Annotated in this window: 11 protein-coding genes; 4 read left to right on the forward strand and 7 right to left on the reverse strand. The window is 52.0% G+C overall.

Features of this window, described 5'->3' with window-relative positions; genetic code table 11:
• Positions 1-67 precede the first annotated feature (67 nt).
• Complete coding sequence (gene queG / locus ABXS88_RS05685) at positions 68-1,036, forward strand: tRNA epoxyqueuosine(34) reductase QueG (protein ID WP_353674212.1); 969 nt, start codon at positions 68-70, stop codon at positions 1,034-1,036.
• Positions 1,026-1,685, forward strand: a complete 660-nt coding sequence (locus ABXS88_RS05690; RefSeq protein WP_353674213.1) for an HAD-IA family hydrolase — start codon at positions 1,026-1,028, stop codon at positions 1,683-1,685. The genes queG and ABXS88_RS05690 overlap by 11 nt, the downstream gene beginning before the upstream one ends.
• On the opposite strand, the gene ABXS88_RS05695 is transcribed toward ABXS88_RS05690, so the two are convergent.
• The 4 genes from ABXS88_RS05695 to ABXS88_RS05710 form a co-directional block, all read right to left on the reverse strand.
• Complete coding sequence (locus tag ABXS88_RS05695) at positions 1,674-3,161, reverse strand: family 10 glycosylhydrolase (protein ID WP_353674214.1); 1,488 nt, start codon at positions 3,159-3,161, stop codon at positions 1,674-1,676. The two genes, ABXS88_RS05690 and ABXS88_RS05695, sit on opposite strands and share 12 nt — an antisense overlap.
• A 65-nt stretch (positions 3,162-3,226) precedes the next feature.
• The gene (gene crtR, locus ABXS88_RS05700; RefSeq protein WP_353674215.1) at positions 3,227-4,132 is read right to left on the reverse strand and encodes a beta-carotene hydroxylase; all 906 of its coding nucleotides are present in this window, start codon (positions 4,130-4,132) and stop codon (positions 3,227-3,229) included.
• Between the two features lie 320 nt (positions 4,133-4,452).
• Entirely contained in the window at positions 4,453-5,061 is a 609-nt protein-coding gene (gene rpsD, locus ABXS88_RS05705; RefSeq protein WP_353674216.1) for a 30S ribosomal protein S4, read from the reverse strand.
• Between the two features lie 52 nt (positions 5,062-5,113).
• The gene (locus ABXS88_RS05710) at positions 5,114-5,884 is read right to left on the reverse strand and encodes an ABC transporter ATP-binding protein (RefSeq protein WP_353674217.1); all 771 of its coding nucleotides are present in this window, start codon (positions 5,882-5,884) and stop codon (positions 5,114-5,116) included.
• 216 nt (positions 5,885-6,100) lie between these two features.
• On the opposite strand from ABXS88_RS05710, the gene ABXS88_RS05715 reads away from it, so the two are divergent.
• Positions 6,101-7,261 carry an NDP-sugar synthase gene (locus ABXS88_RS05715; RefSeq protein ID WP_353674218.1) on the forward strand — a complete coding sequence of 387 codons (1,161 nt, stop codon included), beginning with the start codon at positions 6,101-6,103 and terminating at the stop codon, positions 7,259-7,261.
• A 6-nt stretch (positions 7,262-7,267) separates the two neighbouring features.
• Here ABXS88_RS05715 and ABXS88_RS05720 read toward each other — a convergent pair whose 3' ends face one another.
• Complete coding sequence (locus tag ABXS88_RS05720; RefSeq protein WP_353674219.1) at positions 7,268-8,290, reverse strand: long-chain acyl-[acyl-carrier-protein] reductase; 1,023 nt, start codon at positions 8,288-8,290, stop codon at positions 7,268-7,270.
• A 506-nt stretch (positions 8,291-8,796) separates the two neighbouring features.
• On the opposite strand from ABXS88_RS05720, the gene rpoC1 reads away from it, so the two are divergent.
• A complete protein-coding gene (rpoC1, locus tag ABXS88_RS05725; protein WP_353674220.1) occupies positions 8,797-10,677 on the forward strand; it encodes a DNA-directed RNA polymerase subunit gamma in 1,881 nt (626 codons plus the stop codon).
• A gap of 111 nt (positions 10,678-10,788) precedes the next feature.
• Here rpoC1 and ABXS88_RS05730 read toward each other — a convergent pair whose 3' ends face one another.
• Both ABXS88_RS05730 and gyrA read right to left on the reverse strand, forming a co-directional pair.
• Positions 10,789-12,717 (reverse strand): S9 family peptidase, encoded by a 1,929-nt coding sequence (locus ABXS88_RS05730; RefSeq protein WP_353674221.1) that lies wholly within the window; start codon positions 12,715-12,717, stop codon positions 10,789-10,791.
• 111 nt (positions 12,718-12,828) lie between these two features.
• Entirely contained in the window at positions 12,829-15,405 is a 2,577-nt protein-coding gene (gyrA, locus tag ABXS88_RS05735) for a DNA topoisomerase (ATP-hydrolyzing) subunit A (protein ID WP_353674222.1), read from the reverse strand.
• Between the last annotated feature and the right edge of the window lie 123 nt (positions 15,406-15,528).

Here is a 15,528-nt window from a genome sequence, read left to right on the forward strand (position 1 = left end):
TGGATTTGTTTTTATCAATTTTTTCAATAAGTTCACAAATCTTGACTAATACGATGAGGTTCTCCCCATGGTGCTCTCTAGCGAACAGGTCAAGGCCAAGGCCCTGGATATCGGTTTTCATCTGGTAGGTATTGCCAGCGCAGAGGCGGAACAGCAGGATGGCCTCGGCGCACACCTCCAGGCCTGGTTAGCCCTAGGCTACCAAGCGGATATGGCCTGGATGGCCAATCCCCGGCGACAGTCGCTCAAGGCCCTCATGCCCGAAGCTCGTTCGGTGATTGCCTTGGCCCTGAACTACTACACCCCCCACCAACGCCCAACGGGGCCAGAGTTCGGCAAAATTGCCCGCTATGGCTGGGGACGAGATTACCATAAGGTGATGACTAAACGCCTCAAAATCTTGGCCCACTGGTTAGAGTCCCAAGTTCCTGGTACCCAAACTCGCTACTACGTCGATACCGGCCCCATTTCTGACAAGGCCTGGGCCCAGCGAGCTGGCCTGGGATGGATTGCCAAAAATGGTAATTTAATCACGCGACAGTACGGAAGTTGGGTTTTTCTTGGAGAAATTGTCACTGATTTGGCCCTAGAACCGGATATTCCCCATACTCAACACTGCGGTACTTGTCGCCGTTGTCTAGAGGCCTGTCCGACCCAGGCTATACCACAACCTTTTTGGGTCGATGCCCGTCGCTGTATTGCCTACCATACCATTGAAAATCGAGCAGAACACCTCCCTCCAGCAGTGCAGGAAAACCTCCAGGGTTGGGTTGCTGGCTGTGATGTTTGCCAAGATGTATGCCCCTGGAATGAACGCTTTGCCCAAGAGACAACGATTGAAGACTTCCAGCCCTATCCCGAACAAGTGGCCCCCCGATTACAGGCCCTGGCCAATCTTTCCGATGAAGACTGGCAAATGCGCTTTCCGTCCTCTGCTTTACGACGCATTAAACCTGCCATGTGGCGACGTAATGCCCGTGCTAATCTGGAAAGAAGTCCGAGTCAGAAAGTCATCCCTCCAACCAATGACCATTAAAGCGGTTCTCTTCGATTTTGATGGCACCATCGCCGATACCCACGATGCCCTCCTAGAGATCGTTAATGACTTAGCGGATGAATTTGGTTATTCACCCATTGATGCAGTACAGCTTGAGTTTTTGAAAAATTTAGGCTCCATGGAAGTTGTTAAATATTCTCAAATTTCTCCCTTCAAAATTCCCTTTATTCTCAAACGCCTAAAGAAAGAACTCGCGAAAAAAATTGCACGTCTTAAACCCTACCAAAATATTGATGCTGTTTTGCATCAACTCAAACAGCAAGGCTATTTAGTCGGCATTGTTACCTCTAATCTCAAAGAGAATGTCTTGACTTTTTTGAGAAAAAATGACCTAGAAAAAACCTTTGATATCATCCATTCTGGAACAACTATTTTTGGTAAAAATAAGATGATTAATCGAGTCCTACGAGAACATCACCTTAAAGCGGAAGAAGTGATTTACGTTGGTGATGAAACCAGAGACATCATTGCCGCTAACAAAAGCCATATTTTAATGATTTCTGTGGCCTGGGGCTTTAATTCTCCCTCCGTTCTCGCCAAGTATCATCCTGATTTTCTAGTCCATTGTCCCCAGGAATTGCTAGAGGTCATTACGCGTCTAGACCCCATCCCCTCCCTAAAAAAGTAAAGGAGAAACCTCTGGATCTAGAGTTGGTTCTGGGGGAAAGTTGTCCACGGGTTGGGGGGCCGGTTTTATCGATGAAGCCCCGGTAGATGGTGCTGGAATGACGGGCACGGTCAGGGTTGGTTCAGGCGGAAAATTATCTCGGGGAGGTTGGGGCGAAACGACGGTGGGCCGAGGAGACTTAGTCGTCACTGGATTTTTGGGGGCTTGGGGAGATCTAGGGGCCGGCGTTGAGGACTTGTCCGTTGCTGAACTAGGGGCTAGGGGAATTGGGGGCAATTGGGGCACAAATTTTTGGGCAAGACTGCGGGGGGCCGGCGAACGAAAGAGGGCCTGGAATTGAGACAAACGCGACTGTTTATCCTCAGGAGCAATTTCCCAGAGGGTTTTGTAGTAAAAAAAGGCAATGCCCAGGCCTTGGTTCATGGCGGCCCTGACCTTTTCTGCCACCAATGCCATCGGGACTTGCTTGGTTTTCAGACCGGTCAAAACCCCGACGGCTGTGGGGACTCGCAATTTCGCTTCCTGGAATTCTGGCCGCTGTAGAGGCTCAATAAAACTGGCTAATTGAGTACGATAGACCTGGACAATGACCTCATCCACCAGGCCCTTTCTGACCCAATCCAACCAATCCTGAAGATAGGTTTGGTAGGCCAGATTATAGGTTGCTGGAGAGAGGGAAAATAGGATCTGGGGTTTACGAGCCTTGATCGCCTGATTGAGCTGGGCAATAAAGGCGGTCAATTTATCAGCTCGCCAGCGGATCCAAGCCGGATCCTTCGGGTTACTGGGCGGGGCCGTTTTCATTTCTTGCTGGTAGAGGGCCACCGTATAGGGATCGTAACCGAACTGATTGGGGAGGGCCGTATGATCATCAAACTGAATGCCATCCACATCGTATTGGGTCACCACCTCTAGCACTAGGTCGGTAATAAATTTTTGTACCTGGGGATGGAAAGGATTCATCCACATCACTTCCCCCGCCGCCGTCACCGAGGTTTTGCTGCCGTCCTGGCGTTGGGTAAACCATTGGGGGTGCTTTCTCACCAGCTCCGAAAACGGCGGAGCCATAAAACCAAATTCAAACCAGGGCAAAACTAAGAGGCCTTGGCGGTGAGCCCGTTGGATCAGATCAGCGAGGACATCCTGGCCCTGGTCTCCTCGGGGGCTAAAGGGCTGGAGGCCTTCCCGTTTAGCAATAGCACTTTCGTAGAGGATATAGCCTGAATTCCATACCACGGGATAGAGGGTATTGAAGTTGAGGCGAGCCAGTTGATTAATCGATTCCTGAGTACGGCCCTGATCCATAAAATGAATCGTATCGTTATTCGTAATCCAGACCCCCCGGATGGCGGGATAGGCCGATTGACTCAGGCCGGGTTGGTAACCCTGAAGGAACAGGATCAGCCCCAGGGTAAGGGGTAGAAGCAGAAGAGTCCATCGCTTTAGCAGGGTTTTATAGTGACGAAAGCTAGCCATGGTCTCGGCCTAACACAGGAATTCGACACCTTATAGTAACGGATTTTACGATGGCCCTCCTAGGGTTAGTTTTCTAGCGTTTCTGGTTCTGGGGTGGAGTGACCATGGAAGCGGATGCCCAGGAAAACATCGTAGAGAAAACTCCAAAAATTTTTGCCCTCTAGTAGGCCCAGGGACTGGTCACAGCCCTTTTCATCGAGCAGAGCCTTGGTGGCATAGTAGGTGGGTTGGTAGTGATACCAAGGAATAGAGGGCCAAAGGTGGTGGATGAGGTGATAATTTTGGCCCAGGATGAGTAGATTGAGAATGGGACTGGGATAAACCCGCGCATTCTTCCAACGGTTCCGTTCCTGGAAGGGCCGATGGGGCAGGTAGTCGAAAAAAAGGCCCAGGGCAACCCCCACGATCAGAGCTGGCACAAACCAAAAATTCATCACGAACCCAATAAAGCCGTAGTGAATACCTAGAAAAACAATGGTAAACAGGACTAAACGGCTCAGGAACCATTCCAACAGCTCAAACTTGCGCCAGAGTTTCCGCTTGAAGAAGAAAATTTCGTGGTAAAAAAAACGAGCAGCAATCAACCAAAGTGGCCCACCCGTGGAGACAAAGTGGTCAGGATCATTTTCCGGGTCATTGACGTGGGCATGGTGCTGTAAATGAACCCGAGTAAAAACGGGAAAGGCAAACCCCAGCATGAGGGCACTGCCATGGCCCAGGACGGCATTGAGGAAACGATTGCTGTGGGCGGCATTGTGGGAGGCATCATGGATTACCGTTCCCGACAGGTGCAGGGCCAAAACACTGGCACAAAAGCAGAGCCAATCCGGGAGTTTCCACTGCCAATAGCCCAGAATGGAAATTAAAATAAGAGTAATCGCCGCCAGGAACATGAGCACGTTGGGGTTAAAGCCACCGTCTGCTTTGAGAAATTCCTTGGGAACAGCTTGCAGCGTTGTCGTCGCCTGCATTACCGTGACTGACTCCTATGGCTTGCAAAACATATCTCTGGCTAGTTTATAGTATTGGGGAAATTTAGTGAAGATTTGTTACCAGCTTTCTGAGAAAGCGGCATGGGATTAGAGGCCATGGCTCTGCTTGTCATTATGATCCATGGCAGAGGACAGGGCGCAAAGGAGAGACAATGGGAGAGATTAACCTACAACGATCAACCTACTGCGGGGCTGACTTAGATTAGCTGACGGTGGTAGCAATGCAAGGGCCAGCGTTGGCCTAAAAAAACAAATAAGGAACTGGGAGCTGACGGTCTGCCCAATCCCCGCTGTAAATTCTAGGCCTTACGAGAGTAGTACTCAACCACGAGGAGTTCGTTGATCTGTAGGGCAACCCACTCCCGCTCGATCACACTATTGACTTTACCGACCATTGCATTTTTGTCAAATTCAAGGTGGGCCGGTAAGTTGGATAAACCCGGAAATTCCATGTTGGTTTGAACCAACTGACGGGAACGATCACGGTCTTTGACGCCGATAACATCCCCAGGACGGCACTGGTAGCTAGGAATATCCACCACGCGGCCATTGACGGTGATATGACCATGGTTAACCAATTGACGTGCGGCAGGAATGGTGCCGGCCATCTGTAACCGGAACACAGTGTTATCCAGGCGCATTTCTAGGAGTTCTAGGAGGGCTTGACCAGTAGAACCTGTGGCTCGCCGGGCCTTTTTCACATAGCGAACCAGTTGTTTTTCGGTAATACCGTAGTTGAGGCGGAGTTTTTGCTTTTCTTCTAGACGGATAGCATATTCAGACCGTTTTTTCCGGTTTTGACCGTGCTGACCGGGGGCGTAGGCACGACGGGGAGATTTCCGGCTCAGGCCAGGGAGTTCTCCAAGGCGGCGAACGATCCGCAGACGGGGTCCTCTATAACGAGACATATTGGATGTTATCTCCTGATAATTTTTGTGATCCCAAAACTATCATTATACGCTATTCGCCCAGATAGGCCTCTAGAACTCGGGGATTTTGCTGAATTTCCGCCGGTGACCCGTTGGCCAGATTTGAACCTTCAGCCATAACCCAGACTTGGTGACACAGGGACATAATCACATCCATATTGTGCTCAATAATTAAAAAGGAAATTCCCTGCCGATTCCACTGGAGAATGTGCTCACAAATTTGACCAATTAAAGTGGGGTTAACCCCGGCCGCAGGTTCATCGAGCAAAATAAGTTTGGGATGGGTCATCAGGGCCCGGGCCATTTCTAGGAGCTTGCGTTGCCCGCCGGAAAGCGCCCCGGCATAGTCCTGGGCCTTGGCGGCTAGGCCAACGGATTCCAATAATTCCATAGCCCGCTCGCGATTATGCTTTTCCTCCTGTCGAATCTGACCCTGCTGGGCCCAGAGTTTGAGAAAATGTTCACCGGTTTGGCCTTGGGTCGCCAGAAGCATGTTATCGAGTACCGTTAAGCGAGATAGCACCCGTGCAACTTGAAAGGTGCGGACGCAACCCTGCCGGGCAATGCGGTGGGGCGGTAGGCCGTGGATCGCTTCTCCATCCAGCAAAACCCGCCCCTGATCAGGTTTGATGAAATTAGAGAGCAAATTGAAAAGGGTCGTTTTACCCGCACCGTTGGGGCCAATCAGGCCAGTAATACTCCCTCGCTGAACGATGATATCAGCGTGGTTAACTGCTTTGAGACCGCCAAAATTCTTACAGAGACCTTGGGCCAACAACAGGGTAGGGTCGGGGGCAGACATAGGCGGCAAGGGAGGGGATGATAATGACGAGGCAGAAGCCGTTGTAGAGACCAGTTTGGCCCAAAAGACGACACTCATTCTAATTGATTTTGCCTAGGCCGGGAACAGCGGCGTACTCGACTGCCGAAAAACCCCAGAATTGAGCCAAGATTGACCTCTGTTCCGGGCTAAGATGGTAAACTTGCCTAAGTAGCTTGGCTTGAGGGCAATATTGACATGAAAGCCATGATTTTGGCTGCGGGAAAAGGAACTCGGGTACGACCGATTACCCACACCATTCCCAAACCCATGATCCCAATTTTGCAGAAACCGGTGATGGAGTTTCTGTTGGAACTTCTGCGCCAGCATGGCTTTGATCAAATTATGGTCAACGTCAGTCATCTCGCCGAAGAAATTGAGAGCTATTTTCGCGACGGCCAACGCTTTGGCGTACAAATCGCCTATTCTTTTGAGGGTAATATTGTCGATGGCAATTTAGTTGGCCAGGCCCTGGGCTCTGCCGGTGGTTTAAAACGTATTCAAGAATTTAATCCTTTCTTTGACGAAACCTTTGTCGTGCTGTGTGGCGATGCGCTGATTGACCTCGACCTCACCGCTGCTGTCCAGTTTCACCGCGAGAAAAAGGCCCTGGCCACCATTGTCACCAAATCCGTCCCTAAGGAAATTGTCTCCAGTTATGGGGTGGTGGTGACGGATGCCGATGGACGCATCCAGGCCTTCCAGGAGAAACCCCCCGTGGAGGAGGCCCTCAGTACCCAGATCAATACAGGGATCTACATTTTTGAGCCGGAAATCATTGACTATATTCCTCCCAACCAGCAATACGATCTAGGCGGCGACCTGTTTCCCCAGTTGGTGGCCAAAGGACTGCCCTTCTACGCCGTGGATATGGACTTTGAATGGGTAGATATTGGCAAAGTCCCCGACTACTGGCACGCGATCCGGGGGGTACTACGACGGGAAATTAAAAATGTGGCTATTCCGGGTACAGAGGTCAAGCCTGGGGTATTTACCGGCCTGAACGTGGCTGTCAATTGGGATAAGGTTCACATCGAAGGGCCAGTCTATATTGGCGGTATGACCCGTATCGAAGACGGAGCTCGTATTATTGGCCCTAGTATGATTGGGCCGAGTTGCTGGATTTGTAGTGGGGCCGTGGTGGACAATAGCGTTATTTTTGAATATTCTCGTCTTGGCCCTGGCGTGCGGTTGGTGGATAAATTAGTCTTTGGCCGCTACTGCGTGGATAAAACCGGCGCGGCCATTGATGTCCAGGCGGCGGCTCTGGATTGGCTGATTACCGATGCTCGCCAGATTCCTCTCTACGATGACAAGCCCACCCCCCAGGCCATTGCCGACCTTCTTAAAACCGATTAGGTAACGCTACCAAGCCAGTAGGGGTTGAAAACCATGTTTTACTGAGGCCTGGCCAATTTGCTCCATTTTGGCTACAGTAATTTGGTTACGGCCCCAAGAAAAGTTCGTATGCCACCCCTCAAACTCGAGGAGAATCGCCTCGGCAAAGCAGGCAAACATTTGGCGAGACGGAATGTCCATATTGACAATTTCCATAATCTGCCAATCAATATCGAGGGAATGCTCGACAATGCCGCCCTTGAGGACATGAACCCCCTGGGACTGAATTTTACTATCCAGGTTTTTGGGGTAGCCGCCATCAATAATCAAACAGGGTTTTTTCAAGGTCGCTGCCTCAATTTCTACCCCCTTGGGCATACTGGCTACCCAGACAATGATATCGGCCTGGGGCAGAGCCTCTTGTAACTCCATAATTTTGCCGCGCCCCAGTTCTGCCTGGAGATTTTCAAGACGCTCTCGATTGCGGGCAATGAGCAAAAGTTCTCCCACCTGATTTTTTTGGTCGAGCCAACGACAGACTGCGCTACCGATGTCCCCCGTGGCCCCGCAAACGGCCACCGTTGCTTGGCTAAGATCCAGCCCAAGGTGCTTGGCGCCAGCCTCTACCTGACGACAAATAATATAAGCAGTATGGGTATTACCCGTGGTAAAACGCTCAAACTCTAGCTCTACGTTTCGCACCTGGGCATTGTCCTTGAGGTTAAATTCCTCGAAAATAATGGAGGAGAAGCCTCCTAGGGCTGTAATTTGAATGTTGGACTTCTGGGCCAGGGCCATGGCGTTGAGAATTTTTCGGATCGCGGCCTTAATCCGTCGGTTAAGTAACATTTCCGGTAAAAAACAGGACTCAATATACTTGCCCTCAATGGTTTGCCCTGTCACACTGGTCACATGGAAGGAATCGACAATTTGGGGGGGCGCTGCGCACCAAAAATCCAGACCTTGATTGGCGTACTCGGGGTAGCCCAGGGCCTCCGCCACGGACTGAGCGTGTTCTAAGCTAGTAAGATGACCAATAAGTCCAAACATTGATGACAGCGAAAAAAATTTCAGCGACGGAAAAGTAGATTAATTATAGAGAGTAGGATAACATTTGCCAAATTTCCCTCCTTGGCTCTACCGGCGATAACCAGAAGCAGTCTGCAACCACAACCTGGAACTCACGACCAAGCCGTAGCCCGCTCCCGCTCTCCGGCTACTAGGAAATTTCTAGGCAATGCTCCGCCAAAAGCGAGTATAATCATTAGGCTATACTCTAGTCGTCTTCGGCCTTTTCCCTCCCTGACGCTCACGTAATCCTTCAGTCAATTAAGAATGGCATAATCTTTTTGTATCCTTGCCTCCCAGGCCTCTCCCAACGATTTGGTGAGGGGATAAAAGCACCTCGATATTTATTCATGACGACTATACGTCTCTCCTAAAAGCATCCCCAGCGGGTCAAGCTAAAATTCTTGGCTTTTCCTTGCTTCCCAATTCAGTCCTTGTCAAGGGCCCCCAATCCTTCTTCCTTCTACATTTTGTTGCATAATTCAGGCATGAAAGCATCCACAGAACCCCGGTTTGACTACGTCAAAATTGCTATCGCCTCACCGGAACGCATCCGGCAATGGGGAGAGCGCACGCTTCCCAATGGGACACTGGTTGGGGAAGTGACCAAACCCGAAACCATCAATTACCGTACCCTCAAGCCGGAAATGGATGGTCTGTTCTGTGAAAAAATCTTTGGCCCCTCGAAGGACTGGGAATGTTGGTGTGGCAAGTACAAACGAGTCCGCCACCGGGGCATTGTCTGTGAACGTTGTGGTGTAGAAGTCACTGAGTCCCGTGTGCGTCGCCACCGCATGGGCTACATCAAGTTAGCGGCCCCCGTCACCCATGTGTGGTACCTGAAGGGCATTCCCAGCTACCTGAGTATTCTTCTCGACATGCCCCTGCGGGATGTGGAGCAAATAGTCTATTTCAATGCCTACGTTGTCCTCAATCCGGGTAATGCCAGCAACTTGCAGTACAAGCAACTGCTGACGGAAGACCAATGGATCGAGATTGAAGATCAGATCTACGCCGAAGATTCGGAACTCTACGGCATTGAAGTAGGGATTGGGGCTGAAGCCATTCAACGCCTCCTCGAAGAACTCAACCTAGAGGAAGAAGCGGAAAAACTGCGGGAGGAAATTCTCAATAGTAAAGGGCAAAAACGGGCCAAGTTAATTAAGCGTCTGCGGGTAATTGATAACTTCATTGCCACCAATTCCCAGGCAGAATGGATGGTGCTGTCGGTGATTCCCGTCATTCCTCCTGATTTGCGTCCCATGGTGCAACTAGACGGGGGCCGTTTTGCTACCTCCGACCTTAATGATCTCTACCGTCGGGTAATTAACCGCAATAACCGTCTGGCCCGTTTGCAGGAAATTCTGGCCCCGGAAATTATTGTGCGTAATGAAAAACGGATGCTCCAGGAGGCAGTTGATGCCCTAATTGACAACGGCCGACGGGGCCGCACCGTGGTCGGGGCCAATAACCGCCCTCTCAAGTCTCTGTCTGACATCATTGAAGGGAAACAGGGCCGGTTCCGTCAAAACCTGCTGGGTAAACGGGTAGATTACTCCGGTCGTTCCGTCATCGTCGTTGGCCCTAACCTCAAAATCTACCAGTGTGGCCTACCCCGAGAAATGGCCATTGAATTATTCCAACCCTTTGTCATTCACCGACTGATTAAGCTCAACATCGTTAACAATATCAAGGCCGCCAAGAAAAAAATCCTGCGAGGGGAGCCCGAAGTCTGGACTGTCCTCGAAGAAGTGATTACGGGCCACCCCGTGATGCTAAACCGGGCACCGACCCTACACCGCTTAGGCATTCAGGCCTTTGAACCGATCCTGGTGGATGGTCGAGCCATTCAACTCCATCCCCTCGTCTGTCCGGCCTTTAATGCTGACTTTGATGGGGACCAAATGGCGGTTCACGTTCCCCTTTCCCTGGAATCCCAGGCGGAAGCGCGGCTGTTGATGCTGGCCTGCCACAACATTCTTTCGCCAGCAACGGGTAAACCAATCGTCGCCCCGTCCCAGGACATGGTGTTAGGTTGTTATTACCTCACGGCCGAAAATCCCAAGGCCCAGAAGGGCGCCGGCCGCTACTTCGCCAGTATTAATGATGCCCTCAAGGCCTACGACCAGGGCCAACTAGACCTCCATGCTTCGGTGTGGATTCGCTACAACGATCCTGATGTTGTTACCGAAAAACCCGATATTGAAGTACTCAAGCAAGAGGAACTCGAGGACGGTACCATCATGAAATACTATCGGGAACGGAAGGTACGGGAAACGGCCGGTGGAGAAATGTTGGCGCAATATATCCAAACGACCCCAGGCCGAATCATTTACAACAAAACCATCATGGATGCCTTGACGTTTTAGACTTAGCTGGATTCGGGGGGCTCTGGTGGAATGTTCCCCTCAATCGGCTAAAACTAGGGGTGTTATTAATCATTGCAAGGGCCTTTTTTCAGTCCATCAGCTCCCTAACCGCTAAAGATTCATGATTTCTACTGGAGCCAGGGCCTCGGCGGGTATAAAGCCAAAAATACGGCTATAGAAATAAAATTCCCCTTCCAAGGCCCGTTTGATATTGGCGGCGATGCGAAATCCGTGTTGTTCCTCTGCAAAGGGAACGTAGGCCACGGGAATGCCTTTTTCCCGCAAGGCCGCTACCATCGCCTCCGCTTGAGGGGGAGGAACGACCTTATCTTCCAGGCCCTGAAAGAAGATGACTGGACAATGCAAACGCTCTAGGGCATAGATTGGTGAGCGTTGTCGATAGCGGTCAATGGCTTCGGGGTAGGGGCCAACCAGACGGTCGAGGTAACGGGCCTCAAATTTGTGGGTGTCCTTAGCCAGGGCCTCCAGGTCGCTGACCCCATAGTAGCTAGCACCGGCCTTGAAGGTATCGTGGAAGGTCAGGGCCGCTAAGGTAGTATAGCCGCCAGCACTTCCCCCGGAAATGGCTAATTTATCGCTATCTACCCAACCTTGATCAACCAAATATTGAGCGGCGGCCACACAATCTGCAACATCAACGCAACCCCATTGGCCCTCTAGGCGCTGGCGGTAGGCTCGACCATAGCCCGTACTCCCTCCGTAGTTGACATCGAGGTAGGCAAAACCACGACTTGTCCAGTACTGTACCCGGAGGTTGAGGGCATTGCTGGCCTGGGCTGTTGGGCCTCCATGGCTTTTCACCAGCAGAGGCGGCCGCTCTCCAGCCAGGCCCTGATAATCCTTGTTTTGGGGGGGATAGTACCAAGCGTGGGCAATGTGGTGGTCACGGGTGGGGAAACTAATGGCCTGGGGCCTGGAGAGATAGCCCGGATCTAAGGTCACATCACTGGAGCGTTTTAGTACCTGCCAGGCCTGGCAGGATAGATCGGTGGTCACCACCCTCGCGGCTTCCGTGGGAGAACTGGCAATACAAACCAACGTTTGGCCGTTGCAGGCCAAGGAAGAAAAATTGCTGTTATCGGTTTTTAGGGCTGTTAGCGTTTGATGTTGTAGATCAAGGCAGGCTAGGTGCCAATATCCATCTTGGCTATAGGTACAAATAATCGTGTTGGCATCAGTAAAGCTGTAGGTAGATAGGCTAAAAACCCAGTGGGGATAGGCAAATTCTGCAGCCATGGGGTAAAGCGGTTGAATCTGGCCCTGATGGTAGCGATAGAGATTCCACCAGCCGGAACGGTCACTAGAAAAGTAGAGACCGCCATCGGGCCCCCACTTAGGTTCATGGATGGATTCCGCCAGCTCCAGCCCCGCTAGACAGTGAGGATTCACCAAATCCCCGTTATCCGCAATCTCGGCTAACCACAATTGGCTGTTGTCCCAGGGTAGATTGGGATGATCCCAACTCATCCAGGCCAAAGATTGACCATCGGGGCTAAGGCGGGGGGCCGCATAAAAATTACTTCCCTGGGCCAGCGGCGTGACTTTGCCTGTGACCAGATCTATCGCTACTAACAAATTTTCGGGTTCTTGTCCCGGCAGGGTATGGTCTTCACAGACGGCGATCAGACGTTGACGCGCAGAATCTAAGACAAAATCCGCATAGCGTTGAGTCGTCCCTTGGGTTAGGGCCTGGGGTTCCTGGCCAGGGCCTTGTCGATAGAGTTGATTATCGGCAAAGTGGCTAAAATAAACCGTTCCCCCTGAAACCAGAAAGGCCCCACCACCGTACTCATGCACCCGTGTTCGCACATTGAAGGGGGCCGGGGTGATATCCTCGGCCTGGCCCTGGCGATAGCGCACCAGCACATTGCGCCCCTTTTCCTGGGGCCGGCTTTCTAACCAATAGATGTCATCGCCATCCCAAACAACAGCCCCCAGGCCAATACTACTGGCCAAAATTGTATCGGCGGTGAGGGGGGAAGACCAACTACCGTAGGGCGCAAGAGTGGGATTTGTCATAGCGGCAGAAAAAAAAAAGAATGGGCCAGTGAGGTTGGCCCTAACCAGAAACGGGCCAGTTTCCCAGGAAGGGAGATATTCGAAGGCGAATGACAGGTCTAGTTACACCGATTACTCGTCGGCGCTTTCTTCCTCCCGTTCTCCCATGGGGGGCACCAGGGCCACAGCAGCAATGGCATCGTCCTCATCCAGACGCTGGACTCGAACCCCAGTGGCATTGCGGGACTGGGGTGAAATGTCGTTGATCGATTGCCGAATAATGATGCCTCGGTTGGTCACTAGCATCAGTTCATCATCGGGATTGACCACATGGATGGCCACCAGGCGGTCGGTTTTGGACTTGAAGCGGATGGCCTTGACCCCCATGCCGGCTCGGTGCTGGAGTCGGAATTGGGGAATGGGAACCCGCTTACCAAAGCCACCAGTGGTAATGGCCAGGAGCCAAGGGCCAGGATTATCGGCCTCTTCGATCAGTTCTTCGGTATCGAGGAGATCGGCACTGTCCTCTTCCTCTAGTTCCTCCTCGCTACTGCCAATATTGGCCACAATTTGACTGGGTAAGATATCCATGCTGATCAGTTCATCCCCTGGACGGAGTTTCATGGCCCTGACCCCCCGTGTGGCCCGGCCGAGGGGCCGCAATTCCTGAGCATCGGCCTTGAAATGAATGGCCATCCCTTGGCAGGAACCAATGATGACACTATCTTCTTCCTTGGCTAAGCGAACCCAGCGCAATTGATCGCCTTCAGTGAGGGAAATTGCAATCAGGCCATTGGAGCGAATATTACTAAAGGCTGAAAGGGCCGTTTTTTTGATAAAGCCCTGGCGCGTCAGCATGATGAAGTAGGTATCTTCGCTGAACTCAGACACCGTCACCAGGGAGGTAATTTTCTCATCCTTGGGAATGGGTAACATCTGCACGATGGGAACGCCACGAGCGGTGCGGGAGGCTACGGGAATTTGGTAGGCATTGAGGCTATAGACTACCCCCCGGTCGCCGAAGAAGAGGATTTTGTCGTGGTCACAGCAGGAAATAAAATGCTCGACCCCATCGTCTTCCTTAATTTTGGCGGCAGCTTTACCCCGCGTGGCCCGGCTCTGAGTCCCAAAGGTACTGGCGGGCATCCGCTTAATGTAACCCTGTTCCGTTAATAAAATAACAGCCTGCTCGTTGGCGATCAGGTCAATATCGCCAATTTCCCCATCCTCTTGGACGATGATGGTACGGCGGGGAGAGGCATGGAGGGCCTTGATTTGCCCCAGTTCCTCCTCGATCAGGGCATCGATCCGCTCGCGGCGGGCCAAAATATCCTGGAGATCGGCAATTTTAAGCTGGAGTTCCTCATGCTCTGCGGTGATTTTTTCCGCTTCCAGGGCCGTTAACCGACGCAATTGCATCTGAAGAATGGCATCGGCCTGGACTTCTGACAGGCCAAAATTCTCAACCAACTCGGTTTTAGCCGTAGCGGTATCGGCGGCCCCCCGGATCAGACGAATCACAGCATCGAGCTGGTCGAGGGCAATCAGTAGGCCCTGGAGCAGGTGGTCTCGTTCTTCGGCCTTGCGTAATTCGTAGCGCGTCCGGCGGGTCAGGGTTTCAACGCGAAAGTCAAGGAAAACCGTTAGAAAACGCTTGAGGTTGAGGGTCTGGGGTTCGCCGTTCACCAGGGCCAGGAGGTTGGCCCCAAAGTTACTCTGGAGGGGCGTTTGCTTGTAGAGGTTATTCAGCACCACGCGGGGATAGGCATCCCGTTTCAGTTCAATCACGATACGCATACCATCGCGGTCGCTTTCATCCCGAATATCGGAAATGCCCTCCAGTTTTTTCTCGTTCACCAATTCCGCAATCCGTTCAATCAGAGCGGCCTTATTGGTTTGGTAGGGGAGTTGGGTAATGATGATCGCTTCTTTGTCCTGGCGGCCCCGTTGTTCGAGAGTTTCAATCTCCGCCACGCCCCGCATAGTGATCGAACCCCGCCCAGTTAGATAGGCCTCGCGGATACCGGAACGCCCTAAAATCTGCCCCCCAGTGGGAAAGTCCGGCCCAGGAATATATTGCATTAGTCCCCGGTCATCGAGCTCAGGATTGTGGATCAGGGCAACGGTGGCATCGATCAATTCCCCTAGGTTGTGGGGCGGGATGTTGGTGGCCATACCCACGGCAATGCCGGAAGAGCCATTGAGGAGTAGTTGAGGAATGCGGGCCGGCAGAACGACGGGTTCCTGCTGGGAGCCGTCAAAGTTATCGATAAAATCAACGGTTTCGGCTTCGATGTCCCGCAGGAGGGCATTGGTGGTTAAGGTTTGCAGGCGACATTCGGTGTAACGCATGGCCGCTGGGGGGTCGTTATCCACAGAACCGAAATTGCCATGACCATTAATCAGCGGGTCTCGCATGGAAAAATCCTGGGCCATGCGGACGAGGGCGTCATAAACCGCCGTGTCACCGTGGGGATGATATTTCCCTAACACTTCCCCTACCACCCGCGCACATTTGCGGAAGGGCCGGTCGGGGGTTAGCCCTAGTTCATACATCGCAAACAAAATCCGCCGATGTACCGGCTTCAGACCGTCCCTGGCATCGGGGAGTGCGCGACCGACGATCACACTCATGGCGTATTCTAGGTAAGAACGCGACATTTCGTTTCTCAGATCGGTGGCGATAATACGGTCAGCAGAGGCAGTCATGCAGTCACTCCAGGGAAATGGTCAGGCCTTATTTAGACAAGTAGCGTGGCTAGGGCGGTTGGCGTTGCTTCGACAAACAGCAAAATCCAGTACAGTCGCCAGAGGCCGAAGTTCCATTTTACC

The organism is Synechocystis sp. LKSZ1 (assembly GCF_040436315.1).
Lineage (GTDB): Bacteria > Cyanobacteriota > Cyanobacteriia > Cyanobacteriales > Microcystaceae > Synechocystis.